Annotated in this window: 19 protein-coding genes; 9 read left to right on the top strand and 10 right to left on the bottom strand. The window is 72.8% G+C overall.

The genetic code is table 11. The features are described from left to right. Positions 1-108 precede the first annotated feature (108 nt). The 3 genes from ACWG52_RS12870 to ACWG52_RS12880 are packed head-to-tail and all read left to right on the top strand — an operon-like array spanning position 109 to position 1911. On the top strand, positions 109-1071 hold the full coding sequence (locus ACWG52_RS12870; protein WP_030764417.1) for a zinc-binding dehydrogenase: 963 nt from the start codon (positions 109-111) through the stop codon (positions 1069-1071). A gap of 58 nt (positions 1072-1129) precedes the next feature. After that, positions 1130-1339: a helix-turn-helix domain-containing protein gene (locus tag ACWG52_RS12875; protein WP_030013034.1), complete on the top strand. Its 210-nt coding sequence runs from the start codon at positions 1130-1132 to the stop codon at positions 1337-1339. Then, positions 1339-1911 carry a Clp protease N-terminal domain-containing protein gene (locus tag ACWG52_RS12880; RefSeq protein ID WP_390137924.1) on the top strand — a complete coding sequence of 191 codons (573 nt, stop codon included), beginning with the start codon at positions 1339-1341 and terminating at the stop codon, positions 1909-1911. The genes ACWG52_RS12875 and ACWG52_RS12880 overlap by 1 nt, the downstream gene beginning before the upstream one ends. Before the next feature lie 154 nt (positions 1912-2065). Here ACWG52_RS12880 and ACWG52_RS12885 read toward each other — a convergent pair whose 3' ends face one another. Together ACWG52_RS12885 and ACWG52_RS12890 are read right to left on the bottom strand one after the other, a co-directional pair. Beyond that, positions 2066-2965 carry a PadR family transcriptional regulator gene (locus tag ACWG52_RS12885; RefSeq protein WP_390137922.1) on the bottom strand — a complete coding sequence of 300 codons (900 nt, stop codon included), beginning with the start codon at positions 2963-2965 and terminating at the stop codon, positions 2066-2068. Between the two features lies 1 nt (position 2966). Beyond that, complete coding sequence (locus tag ACWG52_RS12890; RefSeq protein WP_390137921.1) at positions 2967-3911, bottom strand: DUF4097 family beta strand repeat-containing protein; 945 nt, start codon at positions 3909-3911, stop codon at positions 2967-2969. Positions 3912-4059: 148 nt separating this feature from the next. On the opposite strand from ACWG52_RS12890, the gene ACWG52_RS12895 reads away from it, so the two are divergent. Further along, positions 4060-4875, top strand: coding sequence for a hypothetical protein (locus ACWG52_RS12895; protein ID WP_390166242.1), 816 nt, complete (start codon positions 4060-4062; stop codon positions 4873-4875). A 53-nt stretch (positions 4876-4928) separates the two neighbouring features. Here the strand turns inward: ACWG52_RS12895 and ACWG52_RS12900 are convergent, their stop codons facing one another. The 3 genes from ACWG52_RS12900 to ACWG52_RS12910 all read right to left on the bottom strand — a co-directional run bounded on the left by ACWG52_RS12900 (position 4929) and on the right by ACWG52_RS12910 (position 7754). Beyond that, complete coding sequence (locus ACWG52_RS12900; RefSeq protein WP_390137919.1) at positions 4929-6053, bottom strand: CU044_5270 family protein; 1125 nt, start codon at positions 6051-6053, stop codon at positions 4929-4931. Next, the gene (locus ACWG52_RS12905) at positions 6050-6679 is read right to left on the bottom strand and encodes an RNA polymerase sigma factor (RefSeq protein WP_390137917.1); all 630 of its coding nucleotides are present in this window, start codon (positions 6677-6679) and stop codon (positions 6050-6052) included. The genes ACWG52_RS12900 and ACWG52_RS12905 overlap by 4 nt, the downstream gene beginning before the upstream one ends. Before the next feature lie 139 nt (positions 6680-6818). Continuing rightward, on the bottom strand, positions 6819-7754 hold the full coding sequence (locus ACWG52_RS12910) for a LysR family transcriptional regulator (protein WP_030711543.1): 936 nt from the start codon (positions 7752-7754) through the stop codon (positions 6819-6821). A gap of 209 nt (positions 7755-7963) precedes the next feature. Between ACWG52_RS12910 and snpA the strand changes: the two genes are divergently transcribed. Next, positions 7964-8632: a snapalysin gene (gene snpA, locus ACWG52_RS12915; RefSeq protein ID WP_375939537.1), complete on the top strand. Its 669-nt coding sequence runs from the start codon at positions 7964-7966 to the stop codon at positions 8630-8632. A 241-nt stretch (positions 8633-8873) separates the two neighbouring features. Here snpA and ACWG52_RS12920 read toward each other — a convergent pair whose 3' ends face one another. The 4 genes from ACWG52_RS12920 to ACWG52_RS12935 all read right to left on the bottom strand — a co-directional run bounded on the left by ACWG52_RS12920 (position 8874) and on the right by ACWG52_RS12935 (position 12808). Further along, on the bottom strand, positions 8874-9461 hold the full coding sequence (locus tag ACWG52_RS12920; protein ID WP_390137915.1) for a dihydrofolate reductase family protein: 588 nt from the start codon (positions 9459-9461) through the stop codon (positions 8874-8876). A 156-nt stretch (positions 9462-9617) separates the two neighbouring features. Continuing rightward, the gene (locus ACWG52_RS12925) at positions 9618-10211 is read right to left on the bottom strand and encodes a GNAT family N-acetyltransferase (RefSeq protein ID WP_390137913.1); all 594 of its coding nucleotides are present in this window, start codon (positions 10209-10211) and stop codon (positions 9618-9620) included. 141 nt (positions 10212-10352) lie between these two features. Further along, positions 10353-11405, bottom strand: a complete 1053-nt coding sequence (locus tag ACWG52_RS12930) for a family 2 encapsulin nanocompartment cargo protein polyprenyl transferase (protein WP_390166390.1) — start codon at positions 11403-11405, stop codon at positions 10353-10355. Next, positions 11402-12808, bottom strand: a complete 1407-nt coding sequence (locus ACWG52_RS12935) for a family 2B encapsulin nanocompartment shell protein (RefSeq protein ID WP_453128733.1) — start codon at positions 12806-12808, stop codon at positions 11402-11404. The genes ACWG52_RS12930 and ACWG52_RS12935 overlap by 4 nt, the downstream gene beginning before the upstream one ends. 248 nt (positions 12809-13056) lie before the next feature. On the opposite strand from ACWG52_RS12935, the gene ACWG52_RS12940 reads away from it, so the two are divergent. The 3 genes from ACWG52_RS12940 (at position 13057) to ACWG52_RS12950 (ending at position 15575) form a co-directional block, all read left to right on the top strand. Further along, complete coding sequence (locus ACWG52_RS12940; RefSeq protein WP_390137909.1) at positions 13057-13521, top strand: RrF2 family transcriptional regulator; 465 nt, start codon at positions 13057-13059, stop codon at positions 13519-13521. A 138-nt stretch (positions 13522-13659) separates the two neighbouring features. Next, a complete protein-coding gene (locus ACWG52_RS12945; protein WP_390137907.1) occupies positions 13660-14856 on the top strand; it encodes a globin domain-containing protein in 1197 nt (398 codons plus the stop codon). 128 nt (positions 14857-14984) lie between these two features. Continuing rightward, complete coding sequence (locus ACWG52_RS12950) at positions 14985-15575, top strand: N-acetylmuramoyl-L-alanine amidase (RefSeq protein ID WP_390166236.1); 591 nt, start codon at positions 14985-14987, stop codon at positions 15573-15575. An 81-nt stretch (positions 15576-15656) separates the two neighbouring features. Here ACWG52_RS12950 and ACWG52_RS12955 read toward each other — a convergent pair whose 3' ends face one another. After that, entirely contained in the window at positions 15657-15851 is a 195-nt protein-coding gene (locus tag ACWG52_RS12955) for a superinfection immunity protein (protein ID WP_389805895.1), read from the bottom strand. Positions 15852-16083: 232 nt separating this feature from the next. On the opposite strand from ACWG52_RS12955, the gene ACWG52_RS12960 reads away from it, so the two are divergent. After that, complete coding sequence (locus ACWG52_RS12960) at positions 16084-16992, top strand: 1-aminocyclopropane-1-carboxylate deaminase/D-cysteine desulfhydrase (protein WP_390137903.1); 909 nt, start codon at positions 16084-16086, stop codon at positions 16990-16992. The last annotated feature ends 4 nt before the right edge of the window (positions 16993-16996 follow it).

The raw sequence follows: 16996 nt of genomic DNA on the forward strand, positions 1-16996 counted from the left end.
CGGTCGGGCCTCTGCGTGTCCCCGTCACCGCACGGGTGCGACGAAGGCCTCACCCGTGCGGTCCCGAGAGGTCTGGAACCCGGACCTACCGAGCGGTAGCGTCGCCGCATGTTCGCTGCCTACGCCGCCCGAATCGACCGTGACCAGCCGCTGAACGGCCTTGAGCTGGGCGACCGCCCGGCCCCCGAGGCCCGGCCCGGCTGGGTGACCGTGAACGTCAAGGCCGCCTCCCTCAACCACCACGACCTGTGGTCGCTGCGCGGGGTCGGCCTCGGCGAGGAAAGACTCCCGATGATCCTCGGCTGCGACGCCGCCGGGATCGACCAGGACGGCAACGAGGTCGTCCTGCACTCCGTGATCGGCCAGAGCGGCCACGGGGTCGGCCCGGACGAGCCGCGCTCGATCCTGACCGAGCGCTACCAGGGAACCTTCGCCGAGCAGGTGACCGTCCCCGCCTGGAACGTGCTGCGCAAGCCCGCGGAGCTGACCTTCGAGGAGGCCGCCTGCCTTCCGACGGCCTGGCTGACCGCGTACCGGATGCTGTTCACCAACGCCGGGGTCCGCCCCGGGGACTCCGTCCTGGTGCAGGGCGCCGGCGGGGGTGTCGCGACCGCCGCGATCGCCCTCGGCAAGGCGGCCGGCCTGCGGGTCTTCGCCACGAGCCGGGACGAGGCCAAGCGCAAGCGGGCCGTGGAGCTGGGCGCCGTGGAGGCCTTCGAGCCGGGCGCGCGGCTACCGCAGCGGGTCGACGCGGTGATCGAGACGGTGGGCGCGGCCACTTGGTCGCACTCCGTGAAGTCCCTGCGGCCGGGCGGCACCCTGGTGATCTCCGGCGCCACGAGCGGCGACCGCCCCGCGCACGCCGAGCTGACCCGCATCTTCTTCCTGGAACTGAAGGTGGTCGGTTCGACGATGGGCTCGAAGGACGAGCTGGAGGACCTCCTCGCCTTCTGCGCGACCACCGGGCTGCGGCCGGTGATCGACGAGGTGCTGCCGCTGGACCGGGCGCGGGAGGGATTCGAGAAGCTCGCGTCGGGCGACCTCTTCGGCAAGATCGTCCTCACCCCCTGACCCCCTTGGATGTCAACCAGGGTTGACGAACCTCCCGCGTCAACCTACATTGACATCCATGACCGAAGCCACTGATCTCGCCGAGCGGGCCGGTGACCGTGACCCGCGCGTGGGCCTGCGTGCCGTGGCCGCCCTCCGCAGGCTGCTGGAGCAGCTGGAGGCCGTACAGGTACGCAGCGCCCGCGCGCAGGGCTGGTCCTGGCAGGAGATCGCGGCCGAGCTGGGCGTCAGCCGGCAGGCCGTGCACAAGAAATACGGGAGGCTCTGATGTTCGAACGCTTCACCCGCGACGCCCGGTCCACCGTGACCGGGGCGGTCACCGAGGCCCGGCGGAGCGGGGCCGCCACCGTCACCGAAGAACACCTGCTGCTCTCCCTGCTGGCCCTGGGCACCCTGGACCCGCTCGGCGTGGACCACGCGGCGGTGGCCGCCGACCTCACGGCCGCCCGCCGCCGGGGCGGCATGTCCCGTGCCGACGAGGAGGCGCTGGCCGGGCTCGGGATCGACCTCACCGAGATCGTCTCGCGCATCGAGGAGACGCACGGCGAGGGCGTCCTCGCGACCCCGGCGCCCCGCAGGCGGACCCTGGGCGCCTCACTCCGGTCCGCCCTGGGCCGAGCCGACACGGACGACCGCACCGGCAGCTACCACGTGCCCTTCACCGAGGGGTCGAAGAGGGTGCTGGAGCAGTCCCTACGGATCGCCCTGGGCCGCAAGGACCACCACATCGGCACCCTGCACCTGCTCCTGGCCCTGCTCTCCCGTCCCGGCACCGTCGCCGAGGTCCTGTCGGACCACGGCGTCACCTACGACACGGCCGAAACGGCCCTGGCGGCCTGACCGCCGACGCCCGAGCCGCCGGCCGGAGCCCCGCCCTTTCAGCCCCGCCGGCGTCCGCGCCGCCGGACCCCCGGGCGGAGCCCCGCCCTTTCGGCCCCGCCGGCGTTTGAGGCGCGGGGTCCGGGGCGGCGCCCCGGCAGCGCAGCCGCGCGGACTACGACGTGACCCCGAACGTGGTTCCCAGTCGGCCACAGGCGGCTTCGAGGTGCCGGCGGGCCTCGGCCACCTGGGCGGAGGTCACCCCCCGGTCCCGGGCCGCGTCGCGCACCTCGTCGCGGAAGCGGTCGAGCAGCCGGTCGAGGTCCCGGGCCGGATCGCCGGTGGCCGCGAGATCCGCGGCCCACGCCGAGGCCTGCCCCGCCTCCGCCGCGCCCGCGGCCGAGGCGTCGGCCGAGCCCGCGGCAGGCGCCCCGCCGAGCCAGGCTCCCGCCAGGCTGCCCAGCACTCCCCCGGACCTGGCGAACTGCTCCTGCAGCTGGCCCGCGATGCGCTGGACCTCCTCGCGGGCCCGCTCCTGGGCCTCCTTGGCCTGGCGGCGGGCCTGCTGCGCCTCCTCACGGGCCCGGCGGCTCTCGTCCTTCGCCCGGCGGGCCTGTTCCTTCCACTCCTGCCGCGCCTTGCGCAGGTCCTCCTTGGCGGCCTTCCAGGACTCGTCCTCGACCTGGGTCGCCGAGGCCGAGGCCGCGGCCCGCATCTCGCGGCGCAGGTCACCGGCCGCGCCCCGGACGTCGTCGCGGATCTCGGCGGCGAGTTCGGTCACCGAGTCGCGGATCTCCACCTCCAGGTCGGCCAGTTCGCCGCCCCGGTCGGCCAGTTCGGCCCGGCCGGCGTCGGTGATCGAGTACACCTTGCGCCCGCCCTCGGTGGCGTGCGTGACCAGGCCCTCGGCCTCCAGCTTCGCCAGTCGCGGGTACACGGTGCCCGCGGAGGGCGCGTACAGGCCCTGGAAGCGCTCCTCCAGCAGGCGGATCACCTCGTACCCGTGACGCGGGGCCTCGTCCAGCAACTTGAGGAGGTACAGGCGGAGTCGGCCGTGGGCGAAGACGGGCGGCATGTCAGAGCACCTTCTTGTCGAGCGTGAGGGGGGCCGCGGGGCCCTCGGCGTCGGCCTGCGGGCGGCGCAGCAGCGCGATCGAGCCCGAGACCGTGGTCGCCCGCAGGGTGCCCGCGCCGGAGCCGAGGGTTCCGGTGATCCGCTTGGCGCCCATCTGCCCCGAGACCCGCAGGTCCTCGAAGGCGTTCGAGACGCGCCCGGTGGCGGTGTTGGCCTCGACCTTGGCGTCGGCGGGGTGCGGGAGGCGGATCGCGACCTGCCCGGAGACGGAGTTGAGGAAGATGTCCACCGGCTCGGGGGCGGACGGGTCCGCGGCGAGGTCGATGAGCATGTCACCACTGACCGAGTCGGCCCGCACGTTGCCGCCCGAGCCGTCGACCACCGTCAGGCCGCCGGAGACGGAGTGGAAGCCGAACTCGCCGGAGACGGACTGGGCCTCGACGCCGCCGGACACGGTGTGCGCCTTGACCCGGCCGGACAGCCCGACCAGCGTGGCGTCCCCGGAGACCGTGTTGACGTCCGTGCCGCCGGAGATGCCGGAGGCGAAGACGGCGGCGCCGACCGCTGCCACGTGGACCTGCGTGGCGGCGGGCACGGTGAGGGTGATCGCGACGCTGCGCTCCCAGGCCTTGCGGCCGGAGGCGGAACCGGCCCAGGCCTTCCAGGGCTTGGTCTCGAACCACTGCTTGAGGCCCTGGGAGCCGTTCCAGGGCAGGTCCTCGTAGGAGACGGTCAGCGTGCCGCCGTCCTGTACGACGTACAGCGGCGGTCCGTCCACCTCGGTCACTTCCAGGCGGGCCGGTCCCTCCTCGGCGGCGACCACGTTCACCGTGCCGCTCACGAGGCGGACGCGGAGCTCGGTCACCGGCTCCCCGAAGGTGAGCTTCTGCGCTTCGGCGAAGTGCCACGTCGTCGGCGACGACGACTCGGGCGACTGCTCTGCCATGGTGCTGATCCTCCTCGTGCGTTCACGGACCGGGCTCGACGCACGCAACATATCGCGTCTTCTGTTAACACGATATATCGCGGTTGAGGGAAGTCAAGCGCCCTGCCGGAACCTCACCGATCGGTCCGTTTTGCACTATTGTGTGGGCATGTCAATATCCAGGGCCGCGACCGGCGGAATGCTGCTCTGCCGCGCCGAACCCCTTGCCGTCCGGCCCCCGGCACACCTGTTGCGCGTGCGCCTGCTGCTCGCCCCGGCGGGCGCCTGGAGCGTGCTCGTCCCCGAGGACAAGCCCTGGCGGGACGGCCCCGAGACCGTGGCGCAGGTCCTCACGGGCTGGGGCTCGGCGCTCGCGACGGGCACCACCTGGCCGGTCCTGAGCCTGTGGTGGGAGTCCGGCCGGGCCGGATTCGCCCTGGCCGGCGGGTTCCGGCGGTCCGTCGTCCACACCTGGGACGCGGCCGGGGGTCCGTCCGGCGAGCCCGATGCCATGCGGTCCCTGTCGGCGCGGCTCGGCCTGGACCCCGTGCTCGACATGGAGGAACTGGAACGCCTCACCCGCGCCGACCCCGACCCCGCCGTGGACGGGGAGGCCCGGCTGCTCGCGCTGGTCGCCCTGCTCACGCGTGCCGGGCTGGCGCTGCCGCCGGGGCTCGCCCCGGGCGAATCGGCCGACCGGCTACGGGCCGCGGCCCGGGTGGCGCCCGGCGTGGAACCGCTGGAGTGGTCGGGCTGGCGCGACGCGGTACGAGCCGAACTCGACGCGGCGGAACGGGGCCCGCTGGGCCCGTGGGTCCGCGGCCCGCGGGCCCGGCTGCTGGGCGCGGCTCAAGTGGCGGCGGGAGCGCCCCTGCTGGCCTGGGCGGCCCACCGCCGCAGCCCGGGCTGGGCGACGGCGGGGGCGGTCCTGCTCGCGCAGGGGACCGCGACCCTGGCGTACGACCGGGCCCGGGCGCGGCGCTAGGCGCGGCGCCCGGGCGCCGGGGGGTGTACCGGGCCCGGACGCCGGGTGGGTCGTCAGCGGGTCGCGGTCGGCAGCTCCTTCATCCGGTCGACGACCGTCCGGCTCATGACGGCGCTGGTGTACACGACCGTGCCGGGCTTGATCAGGCCCTGCTCGCCGGACTCGCCCTGCACCTGGACGCTGCGCTCGCCGAGGAAGGCGAGGGTCTGGCGGTCGAAGATCCACTCTTCACGCTGGCCGGAGTGCTCGTCGAGCCGGGCGACCGCGATCCCGCTGCGGCCCGCGGCGTCGACCGCGTCGTCCACCGTGACCACACCGGGGATCTTCGCCGCGGCCTTGTACAGCGCGGCCGTGAGCTCGGCCGGCGGATAGCTGCCGCGCAGGAGGTCGCCGATCGTGGTGAACGCCTCCTGGTCGGGGCCTCGGCCGTGGCCCTCGGTCTCCTGGTAGATGCGCTTCAGCAGCACGTCGGGGTCGGTGGGGAGCCCCGCGAGGTAGTTGTAGGTGGGTGCGTTGAGGTAGGGCGTCGGCACGTTGCCCTTCTCGTCGCGCCCCGCCAGGGTCACGCCCTCCGGGCCGGTGTTGCCGGGCTCGATCAGCCAGCCCTTGGTGCCGTCCGGGGAGTTCCACTGGTGGCGCATGTGCAGTTCTTCGCTGACCAGGGTGCTCTTGTCGCCGACGGTCTTCACGTACGTGTTGGCCGTCCTGCTCCCGATGTAGATGAACTGGTCCGCTCGCACCGCCGGGCCGGAGGCCGAGGCGGCGGACGAGGCCAGGGAGATGCGGTCCAGGAGCTGCGGCGTCCCCTGGGGGTCGGCGGCGCCGATCGGGGTGGTGAGCGCCGGGCCCGTCGCCATCGTGGAGCCGGGTCCGTCCGCGGCGCCCCGGTCCACGTAGGACAGGAAGCCGGCGGCGAGCGCGCCGGCCAGGGCGAAGGCCGCGGCGGGCACGAAGAACGCCCGACGCGAGAACGGGCTCCGCGTGCGGCCCGCGCGGGCGGGGCCGGCCGGGGCGGGCGTGGGGACGTCGGCGGCGCGGAGGTCTTCGTGGATCTGGGCCATCAGGCGCTCCTTGTGGAACTGGTGGCGGCCCGAGGGCAGTTCCCGTTCGACGAACGGCAGGAGGGGGGAGTTCTCCTCCTGGCCGGCCGGGCGGGGGCGGGAGAGGTCGGCGTTCATCGGGTTCCTTCCTGTGCGGACCGGACCGCGTTCGTGCGGTCGCCGTATGCCTGTCGGGGGCGAGCCGCGAGTTCCCGCTTTTTCTTCTTCAGTTCCGCATCGGCGAGTTTGCGGAGCTTCGTGCGAGCCCGGGACAGCCGGGAACGGACGGTTCCGACCGGGATGCCGAGGACCTGGGCGGCCTCGGCGTACTCCAGGCCCTCGCCCAGGCACAGCAGGAGCACTTCGCGCTCGGGTGCGCGCAGCGCGCTCAGCTGCCCGAGCGTGGCCGCGATCTGCCGCCGGTCGTCGAGGCGGCCGGCCACCTCCTCGGCGTGGTCGGGCACGGAGCCGGCGCCGGCCGCCGCCGTGGCGGCGGCCGCGGCGGCCCGGTAGCGCCGGTTGCTGCGGCAGTGGTTGCGGGCGAGGTTCGTGGCGATGCCCAGCAGCCAGGGCCGCAGCGAGCCGCCCTCGGCGTCGATCGTGCCGCGCAGCCGCCATGCCTCCAGGAAGGCGGCGGACATGACGTCCTCTGCGGCGGCCCAGTCGCCGGTCATCCGGAAGGCGTGGTTGTAGAGGGTGCGCGCGTAGCTGTCGAACAGCTCCGCGTAGGCGTCCGGATCCCCGGACCGCACCCGGGCTCGCATCTGTGTGGTCACTCCTGTCGGCTGTCCGGCACCCGGGGTGGAGTTCCCGTGACCCGCGTCACGTCCGATGCGGCGGGGTCGGCCGTCACCATGGTCCCGATCCGGAAGCCGCCCCCTGGGGGTGCCTTGCCGCGTGAGGCTACGCCACCTCCAGCAGGGGGCTGGCGTGGTGGTGCAGCCAGGCCCGGTACGGGGGCGTCCGCAGGGCGGCCTCGCGGTAGGCGGCGCGCAGGTCCTCGTAGACCTCAGCGTGCGCGCCGGGTCGGGTGGCCAGCAGCAGGCGTACGGCGAGCGGGTCCCCGCAGAGCGGCCGGATCGCCATGTCCTCGCGCGGCCCGGAGGTCGGCTGGCAGGGGGCGACCGCCTCACCGGAGATGATCAACGAGGCGGCCGTGTGGTAGTCGGCGTGCAGCACCGGCGGGTCGAGTCCGGCTCCGGCGAAGACCCGGCGCAGGCCGTCCCACTCGCCGTCGACCGAGGGGTCGACCATCCAGCGGTCGGCGGCCAGGTCCCGTAAGGAGACGACCGCCTGCCCGGCGGCCGGATGGTCCCGGGACATCGACACGAACTGCGGTTCCCGTTCCATGAGCACGCGCACCTGCAGTCCGGGCGGCACCCGTAGCGGGCTGCCCTCCACCTCGTGCACGAACGCCACGTCCAGCTGTCCCGCGGCGACCATCCGGAGCAGCGCGTTGGCGGAGACGTCCACGACCAGCGAGGTCTCGGTGTCCGGTAGTCGCCGGTGGATCCGCCGCAGCCAGCCCGGCAGCGCGCTGCTGGCGGTCGAGCCGATGCGCAGCCGCGAGGCGTGGGCCAGTTCGCGGGCCTCCGCGACCAGCGCGGCCATCTCGGCGAGGAGCGGGCGGGCCCGGCCCAGGACGGTCCGGCCGAAGGGCGTGGGGCGGCAGCCGGTCCGCTCACGCAGGAACAGCTCGCCGTCGAGGGCCCGCTCGATGCGGCGCAACTGGGTCGTCAGGGAGGGCTGGCTCACGCCGAGTTGCCGGGCGGCCTTGTGCAGGCTTCCGGCGTCGGCGATGGCGCACAGTGCGCGCAGATGCCTGACCTCAAGCTCCATGACCTGAGGGTAGGCCGGTCCCGGTGGACCGCACCAGCCACCGATAGCCCCCCGAATCCCGCCATTCTCACGCTAGTTGGGCTGCCGAAATCTTGCCGATAGGTCCGGGCTATCGGGGAGTGACATCATCCGCCGGGCACGTGGGCTCCCGCAGACTCCGGTTCGAAAGACCACCCCCCACCGCACCGGACGAGTAGGAGCTCCCCCACATGCGCCACTCCCGTAAGGCCATGCTGGCCACGACCGTCGGCCTCGGCCTCGCCGCCACCCTTGGTGTCGTCCCCACCGCCACCGCCGCGCCCGCTCCCGTCGGAAACGCCGTGAGCTACGCCGCGTACGAGCGTTCGCCGGAGAACGAGGCCGCCAACGCGGCCTTCTTCGAGGCCGTTCAGCGCTCGGTCGCCGAGCAGCGCGCCGCCAACCCCGGCGTTCTGGCCGTGACCGTCACGTACAACACCCGCAGTGCCCCCAGCTTCCGCACCCAGATAGCCCGCTCCACGCAGATCTGGAACAGCTCGGTGTCCAACGTCAAGCTGCAGGAGGTGTCCTCGGGCGGGAACTTCTCGTACCGTGAGGGCAACGACTCACGTGGCTCGTACGCGAGCACGGACGGGCACGGCCGGGGTTACATCTTCCTGGACTACCGGCAGAACCAGCAGTACAACTCCACCCGGGTGACGGCGCACGAGACTGGCCACGTGCTCGGTCTGCCGGACCACTACTCGGGCCCGTGCAGCGAGCTGATGTCGGGTGGCGGCCCGGGCACGTCGTGCACGAACGCCAACCCGAACTCCGCCGAGCGCTCGCGCGTCAACCAGCTCTGGGCCAACGGCTTCGCCTCGGGCCTGGGCGCGAAGGATCTCGCCACCAAGGGCTGAGTCACCTCTCCTCGGGGTCCGTGTAGTCACGGCAGTCGGGGTTCCGGCAGGGACCCCGACCCCACACCGGAATGAAGATCCCGAGGGACTTGCGCCGCCTGACCACTGTGTCGACGTGGCGTCCGCACGCCGGGCACGTCCGCTGTTCGTGCCCGGCCTGCGGGGCCACCGTCTCGTGCGTGTGGTGCTGCTGTTCACCGGCCATACCTCCACGGTAGGCCGGTTCCGTGCGTTCGGCGGGTCAGCCCTCGCGGACGGCGTACGTGCTGATGATCTGGCCGCCGCCGAAGGCCTTGACCCCGGTGAGCTCCAGGAGGCGCACGTCGAAGCCGGCGCGGGACATCGGCATACCGGTACCCGCGAAGACCGGGTAGGTCTTGACGATGATCTCGTCGATCTCGTCGATCAGCTGGGTGGCGAGGTCCGCTCCGCCGCAGAGCCAGATGCCGAGACCGTCCCGGGCCTTCAGCTCCCGGACCTGAGCCGTGAGGTCGCCGCTGATCAGCCGGACCTGGGGGTCCGGCGGGGTGGCGAGGGAGCGCGAGACGACGTACTGCTCGGGCAGGTGGCCGTAGGGGCTGGTCACGCCCTGCTTCAGGCCCGGCTCGTAGGTGTTGCGGCCCATGATCACCGCGTCGAAGCGCCGGGGTGCGGCGTCGGCGATGCCGAGCTGTGCGCGCCCCGGGGCCGAGATGGTCTCGGGATATTCGGCCACGAGGTGTCCGAGGAACTCGGCGTCGACGTGGCTGTAGAAGAAATCGCCGTCGCCGTTCGGGGCACCGATGAACCCGTCGACGGAGGTGGCGATGAAGTACGTGAGCTTGCGCAAGCGATTCTCTTCCACTGGGCAGTGCCACCGCACCGGGGCACGTCGAGTAAAGTACTTCGCCTGCAGTGGTTACGCAAGCCCTCGCGCCCCGCCTCGCCTTCCGGAAGGGCCCCGCCTCCCGGAAGGACCCCGCCCCCGAAGCGCCTCGCGCGACCCTCAGGCGCGCGGCTTGCGCCACATCGGCCACATCAGGGGCCCGTCCGGAAGCCGCACCGCCTCTCCCGTGAACTCCCAGCCGAGCCGTTCGTACAAGCCCCTGCTGCGCTCGCTGCTCGCCTCCAGGTACGCCGGCACGCCCTCGCGGTCGCAGCGCTCCAGCACCGGCGCGATCAGCTCGCCGCCGAGCCCCTGCCCCTGCCGGCCCGGTGCGACCGCGATCATCAGCAGGTACTCGTGCTCCTCGGCCGTCGGGTGCACCGCGCCCGTGAGGCGCCCGACCAGCTCGCACCGCTCGTTGTCCGGGTCCGCCACGGCCCGCATCCTGGCCGGGACCTCGTCCTCCCCCTCCGGTTCACCCGCCGGGATCCGCAGCCACAGCGCCGCCGCCGAGCCGTCGGCGGCATAGTCGATCCGGCCTTCCTCCAGCGCCACGTCCACGAAGACGCCCAGGAACTTCTCGTGCACCGCGGCCCGGTGCTCCGGGTCCGGGAAGACCCAGCTGCTCACCGGGTCGGTGCGGAAGGCCTCGTCGAGCAGCCGTGCCACCGCGTCCCGGTCCGACCGATCCGCCTGACGTATCTCCAGTGCCACTGGTCACACCCTTCACTCGTCTCTCAACAACCGCGAGTGATCCTAGAGTTGGCACAGGAATGCGGTAAGGCCCGTTCCGGCACCGTGCGGTACCGGAACGGGCCTCGAACCCCTTCCCCTCGCGTCGCCCCCCCCTCGGGCTCACCTCGTACGGCGCGTCACGAACTCCGCGAGCGCCAACAGCCCGCCCGCCGCCCCGAGGTCCGGTACGGCCCGGGACAGCTGCTGGACCGCGCGTCCCATCCGGTCGGCGGCCTGTGCCTGCGCCCAGTCGCGCCCGCCGGCCCGGTCCACCGCGTCGGCCGCCCGGCGTACGTCGTCCCCGGTCATGGGGCCGGCGTACAGCTCGGCCAGCTCCTTCCCGGCCGCGGTGCCCGAGGTGAGGGCGGCCACGACCGGGAGGGACTTCTTGCGGGCGATCAGGTCGGCCCCGGCGGGCTTGCCGGTGTGCCCCGGGTCCCCCCAGATGCCGATCAGGTCGTCGATCAGCTGGAAGGCCAGGCCGGCCTCCCGCCCGAAGGCGTCCATGGCGTCGACCTCGTCCGGGCCGGCCCCCGCGTACAGGGCGCCCAGCGCGCAGGCGCAGCCCAGGAGCGCCCCGGTCTTGGCCGTGGCCATGGCCAGGCACTCCTCCAGGGAGACCTCCTGGCGTTGCTCGAAGGCGCAGTCCGCCTGCTGCCCCGCGCACAGCTCGATGATGCAGGCAGCCAGGCGTGCCGAGGCCGCCGCGGCGGCCGGATGCGGATCCTCCGCCTGCAGCCGCAGCGCGAGCGCCATCATCGCGTCGCCGGTGATGATGGCGTCCGCTGTCCCGAAGACGGTCCAGGCCGTGGGCCGGCCGCGCCGCCGGACGTCCTTGTCGATGATGTCGTCGTGCAGCAGCGTGAAGTTGTGCGCCAGCTCCACGGCCGCCGCCGCCCGTACGGCCTCCTCGACCGGGCCGGTCCCCGGACCGCGCAGGGCCTGGGCCGCGGCCAGCACCAGGGCCGGCCGGATGGCCTTCCCGGCCCCGCCCGCGGCGGGGCTGCCGTCCTCGCACTCCCAGCCGAAGTGGTACATCGCCACGCGCCGCATCTGACCCGGCAGGCTCTCGACCGTGCGGCGCAGCTGCGGGTCGACCGCTTCCCTCGTCCGTTCCAGCAGGGCCGCGGCGTCCTGGCCCTCACCGGTCGCGATGGCGTTCACGGCGGTCAGCGCCAGCGTCCGATCTCGACGTTCTCCAGCACGCCGAGCGCGTCCGGAACCAGCACCGCCGCGGAGAAGTAGGCGGTGACCAGGTAGGAGATGATCGCCTGCTCGCTGATGCCCATGAAACGGACCGACAGGCTCGGCTCGATCTCGTCCGGGATGCCCGGCTGGTGGAGGCCGATCACGCCCTGCTCGTCCTCGCCGGTGCGCATGCACAGGATGGACGTGGTGCGGGCGTCGCTGATCGGGATCTTGTTGCTGGGGAAGATCGGCACCCCGCGCCAGGCCGGCACCCGGTTGCCGCCGATGTCCACCGACTCCGGGTAGATCCCGCGCTTGTTGCACTCGCGGCCGAAGGCGGCGATCGCCTTGGGGTGCGCCAGGAACAGCTTGGAGCCGCGCCGCATGCTGAGCAGCTGGTCCATGTCGTCGGGGCCGGGCGCGCCGTCGTGCGGCTGGATGCGCTGGTCGTAGTCGGCGTTGTGGAGCAGGCCGAAGTCGCGGTTGTTGAGCATCTCGTGCTCCTGGCGCTCGCGCAGCGCCTCGACCGTGAGCCGCAACTGCTGCTCGGTCTGGTTCATCGGGTGGTTGTAGAGGTCGGCGACGCGGCTGTGGACCCGCAGGACCGTTTGCGCGATGGAGAGTTCGTACTCGCGCGGGCGGGCCTCGTAGTCCACGAAGGTGCCGGGGAGGACTGCCTCGCCCTGGTGTCCGGCGGAGAGCTCGATCGCGGCCTCGCCGTAGCGGTTGGTCTCCCGGTCGGGTCGGGTCCGTACGTCCTCGACGTGCTCGCGCAGCGAGTCGACGCGGTCGGCGAGGAGCTGGAAGTCCTGGCGGGAGAGGGTGAGCGCGGTGCCGGAGGTGGCGGCGCGGGCGGTGTACTCCCAAATCGATTCTTCATCGGCGAGGGAGTCGTCGCCGAAGTACGCGCCGTCGGCGACGGTCGCCAGGACGGCGTCCTCCCCGTAGGGGCCGGGGCCGATCTGGTCGATGCGACCGTGGGCGAGCAGGAAGACCTGGTCGGCGGGGCTGCCGAAGGAGGTGAGCTCCTGGCCGGGTTCGAAGTCGATCTGCCGGCACCGCTGGGCGAGTTCACCGAGGACGTCGAGGTCCTCGTAGTCGCGCAGCAGCGGGAGCTCGCCGAGCTCGGCCGGGATCACCTGGACCTGGGTGCCGGTCTTGATGAACTCCACGACGCCGTTGCCGACCGAGTAGCTGAGCCTGCGGTTGACCCGGTACGTGCCGCCCTGCACCGACACCCACGGCAGCATCTTCAGGAGCCACCGCGAGGTGATCTCCTGCATCTGCGGCGCGGACTTGGTCGTGGTTGCCAAGTTCCGTGCGGCCGTCGTCCCAAGACTGCGCTGCGGTGTCTGGGCCTCGGACTCGGAACCTGCCTGGACCGACATGTCTTTCCCTTTCGATCACTCCATGGATCTGCGGGAGCAGCCTTTCAGTACGGAACGTGGTGGGACCATTACACAAAAGGGTGGGACTACTCCGTGTGGGTGCGGGGCACCCTTTGGGGTCACCCACCCCCCTCATGGGTCACCCCAGCCCCATGCACCCCATCGGTTTCGGCCATGCGCGCGAGGCCGACGCACACCCCGAGGGGTCTAACTTGCATCGGATATGCAAGTTTCCCTACGGTGTCCCCATGCGGCTGACCCGATTCACCGACCTGGCCCTGCGCGTCCTGATGCGTCTGGCCGTCGAGGAGACGGACCTCCCGACCACCCGTGACGTGGCGGCGACCATGGAGGTCCCCTACACGCACACCGCCAAAGTGGTCGCCAGGCTGCAGCACCTCGGCCTGGTCGAGGCCCGGCGCGGTCGTGGCGGCGGGCTCGCCCTGACCGCCGCCGGACGCGCCGCGCCGGTCGGCAAGGTGGTGCGCGAACTGGAGGGTGAGGGCGACGTCGTGGAGTGCGAGGGTGCCACACCCTGCCCGCTGCGCGGCGCCTGCGTCCTGCGCGGCGCACTGCGCAGGGCCCAGGAGGCCTTCTACGCCGCACTGGACCCGCTCACGGTGAACGACCTGGTGGCATCCCCCACGGGGCCGCTCCTGCTCGGCATTTCGAGCAGGGCGCCGACCGGGGTCGGGGGGCCCGGGGGCCCCTGACCCCGGGGCCGACCGAGAACCGCCGCACCCCGACGGCAGTCCGAACAGAAGTCCGCCTTCCGGCGGTCCTCTGCGATCAAAAATACGCATCTTAGATGCAAATTCACACAGTCACGAGCACCACGCGAGGAGTTCCGCATGCTGTCCGAGAAGTCGAGCGCGACCGTACGAGCCACCCTGCCCGCCGTCGGGGCGGCGATCGGCGACATAGCCGAGCTCTTCTACACCAAGCTCTTCGCGGCCCACCCGGCACTGATCCGCGACCTCTTCAACCGGGGCAACCAGCGCTCCGGCCTCCAGCAGCAGGCCCTCGCGGGCTCCGTCGCCGCCTTCGCGACCCACCTGCTCGCCCACCCGGACACCCGCCCCGACGTGATGCTCGGCCGCATCGCCCACAAGCACGCCAGCCTCGGCGTCACCCGCGCGCAGTACACGGTCGTCCACGAGCACCTCTTCGCGGCGATCGCCGAGGTCCTCGGCGAGGCCGTCACCCCCGAGGTCGCCCAGGCCTGGGACGAGGTCTACTGGCTGATGGCGAACGCCCTGATCACCCTGGAGGAACGGCTCTACGCCGAACAGCGGGTGGTCGCCGGCGACGTGTGGCGCGAGTGGACCGTCACCGGCCGGGCGGAGGAGACGGCGGACTGCGCCACCTTCCGGATCGCCCCCGCGGACGGCGCCCCCGCACCCGCCCACCGGCCCGGCCAGTACGTCTCGGTCCAGGTCGAGCTCCCGGACGGGGCCCGCCAGATCCGCCAGTACAGCCTCATCACCTCCCCCGGTTCCGCGGTGCGCGCGATCACCGTCAAGCGGGTGCACGGCCCGGCCGGCGCGGGCCCCGACGGCGAGGTCTCCAACCACCTGCACGCCCGGATCCGCACCGGCGACACCCTGCGGATCTCGGCCCCGTACGGCGACCTGGTCCTGACGGACCCGGTCGCCCCGGTGCTGCTCGCCTCGGCCGGCATCGGCTGCACCCCGATGCTCTCGATGCTGGAACACCTGGCCGAGACCGGGCACGCCGCCCCGGTGACCGTGCTGCACGCCGACCGCTCCCCCGCCGATCACCCGCTGCGGGGCGACCACCGGGCACTGACCCACAAACTGGCCGACGCCTCGGCCCGGTTCTGGTACGAGGAGGCGGCGGAGCCGGGCGACGGCGAGGGCCGCATGGACCTGGCGACCGTCCCCCTCGCCCCGGGCACCCGGGCCTACCTGTGCGGTCCGCTCCCCTTCATGCGGTCGGTGCGCGAGCAGTTGATCGCCAAGGGGCTGCCGGCCGCGGACATCCACTACGAGGTCTTCGGCCCGGACCTGTGGCTCGCATCGGCCTGATGGTTGGCCGGATCGGCTCGCTCACCGTACGAATGCACTAGCCGTGGAAGGGACGCCTCCGCTAAATCTGAGGGTGACGATACGGACACACAGGGTGTCCATCGCGCACCGCAACGAAGGAGGCGGCCATGGCCGCACCCATGTCCGCGGACCGTTTCATCAACGCACTGCGCAACGAAGGCCTGACCGTCGTCGAGGTCGGCGCCTGGCGCACCCACAACCGCAACCACAAGGGCCCCTGGGGGCCGGTGCACGGGGTGATGATCCACCACACCGTCACCCGGGGCACCGCGTACACCGTCGAGCTCTGCCGGGAGGGCCACAGCGCCCTGCCCGGCCCGCTCTGCCACGGCGTGATCGCCAAGGACGGGCGGGTCCACCTCGTGGGCTACGGCCGCGCCAACCACGCGGGCGCGGGCGACTCCGACGTACTGGCCGCGGTGATCGCCGAGAAGCGGCTGCCGCTGGACAACGAGACGGACACCGACGGCAACCGCTACTTCTACGGCTTCGAGTGCGAGAACCTGGGCGACGGCGCGGACCCCTGGCCGGCGGTCCAGCTCGACGCCATCGCCCGCGCCTCGGCGGCGATCTGCCGGTTCCACCGCTGGACGGAACGCTCGGTGATCGGCCATCGCGAGTGGCAGCCGGGCAAGGTCGACCCCAGGGGCTTCACGATGGACGCCATGCGCGCCCGCATCGGCGAGCGCCTGAAGTAGCCGGCCCCACGGCCGGCGGCTCCGGGCCCCTCCCCGGGCCGTCGTCCCCGGCACCACGCCGGGGACGACGACGGAGCACCGCTACCTGCTGCGCGCGGCCATGGCCAGCGCGATCACCCACCCCACGACGGACCAGCCCAGGAACAGGTTGACCACGAGGACGGACCCCTTGTTGGGCACCCCTCGCCCGAACGCGACCGCGGTGGGAATGAAATAGGCCAGGACGATGACCACGAGCCCCACCACACCGAACGGAATCGCATCACTGCTGCCCATGAATTCCCCCATGTTCAACGGATCTGACGTTCCATCATCACTGATGACCCACGACACGTGAAGAACCTCCCGGGCACCGCTCCCACCCCGGCCGCGCCCCGCCACAGCCGGTACGTGGTCAGCCGAGGTACGGAGCGCGGCGACGCTCCGAGAAGTGGCGGGCGCGCGGGTCGGACGCGCGGGTCGGACCCGGCGTGCGGCAGCGCGGGTGGGGGCGGATCACAATGGACGGGTGAAACCGCCCGTGAACGTCGACGTGCTCCTTCGGCCGCGACCGCCGTCGCCGTTGCTGGAGGTCCATGACGAGCGGTTCGCGGAGCGCGGCGTACGGCTCCTGCTGAAGCGGGACGACCTCGTCCATCCGGAGCTGCCCGGCAACAAGTGGCGCAAGCTCGCGCCCAATCTTCGGGCGGCCGTGGCGGGCGGTCACGAGCAGCTCGTCACCTTCGGCGGGGCCTACTCGAACCACCTGCGGGCCACCGCCGCCGCCGGGCGGTCGCTCGGGCTGGCGACGGTCGGGATCGTCCGTGGGGACGAGCTCGCCGGACGGCCCCTGAACGACTCCCTCGCCCGGTGCGTCGCCGACGGGATGCGGCTGCACTTCGTGTCCCGGTCGCGGTACCGCCGCAAGGCCGAGCCCCGGGAACTCGCCCGGCTGGTGGACGAGGCGGGCGCGGGCGGCGCGTACGTCGTCCCCGAGGGCGGCAGCAACGCCCTCGCCCTGGGTGGCTGCGCCGAGCTCGGCCGGGAACTGCGCGGCGCCGCCGATGTGGTGGCGGTGGCCTGCGGTACGGGCGGGACGCTGGCGGGCCTCGCGGCCGGGCTGGACACCGGGCAGCGGGCGCTCGGGGTTCCGGTCCTGGCGGGCGGCTTCCTGGCCGCGGAGATACGTTCCCTCCAGGCGGCCGCCTTCGGGGGCCCGGCCGGCGACTGGACCCTGGCCGAGGACTTCCACCACGGCGGCTACGCCCGGGTCCCGGCCGAGCTGGAGGCCTTCGCCGCCGACTTCGGCGCCCGTCACGGCCTGCCGGTGGAGCGGATCTACGTGGCCAAGCTGCTCTGGGCCCTGGCCGAGCTCACCGCGTCCGGCGCCTTCCCGCGCGGCACGACCCTCGCCGCCGTCGTCACCGGCCGTCCGTGACCGC

The sequence above is a fragment of the Streptomyces sp. CLCI03 genome (genome assembly GCF_053615355.1).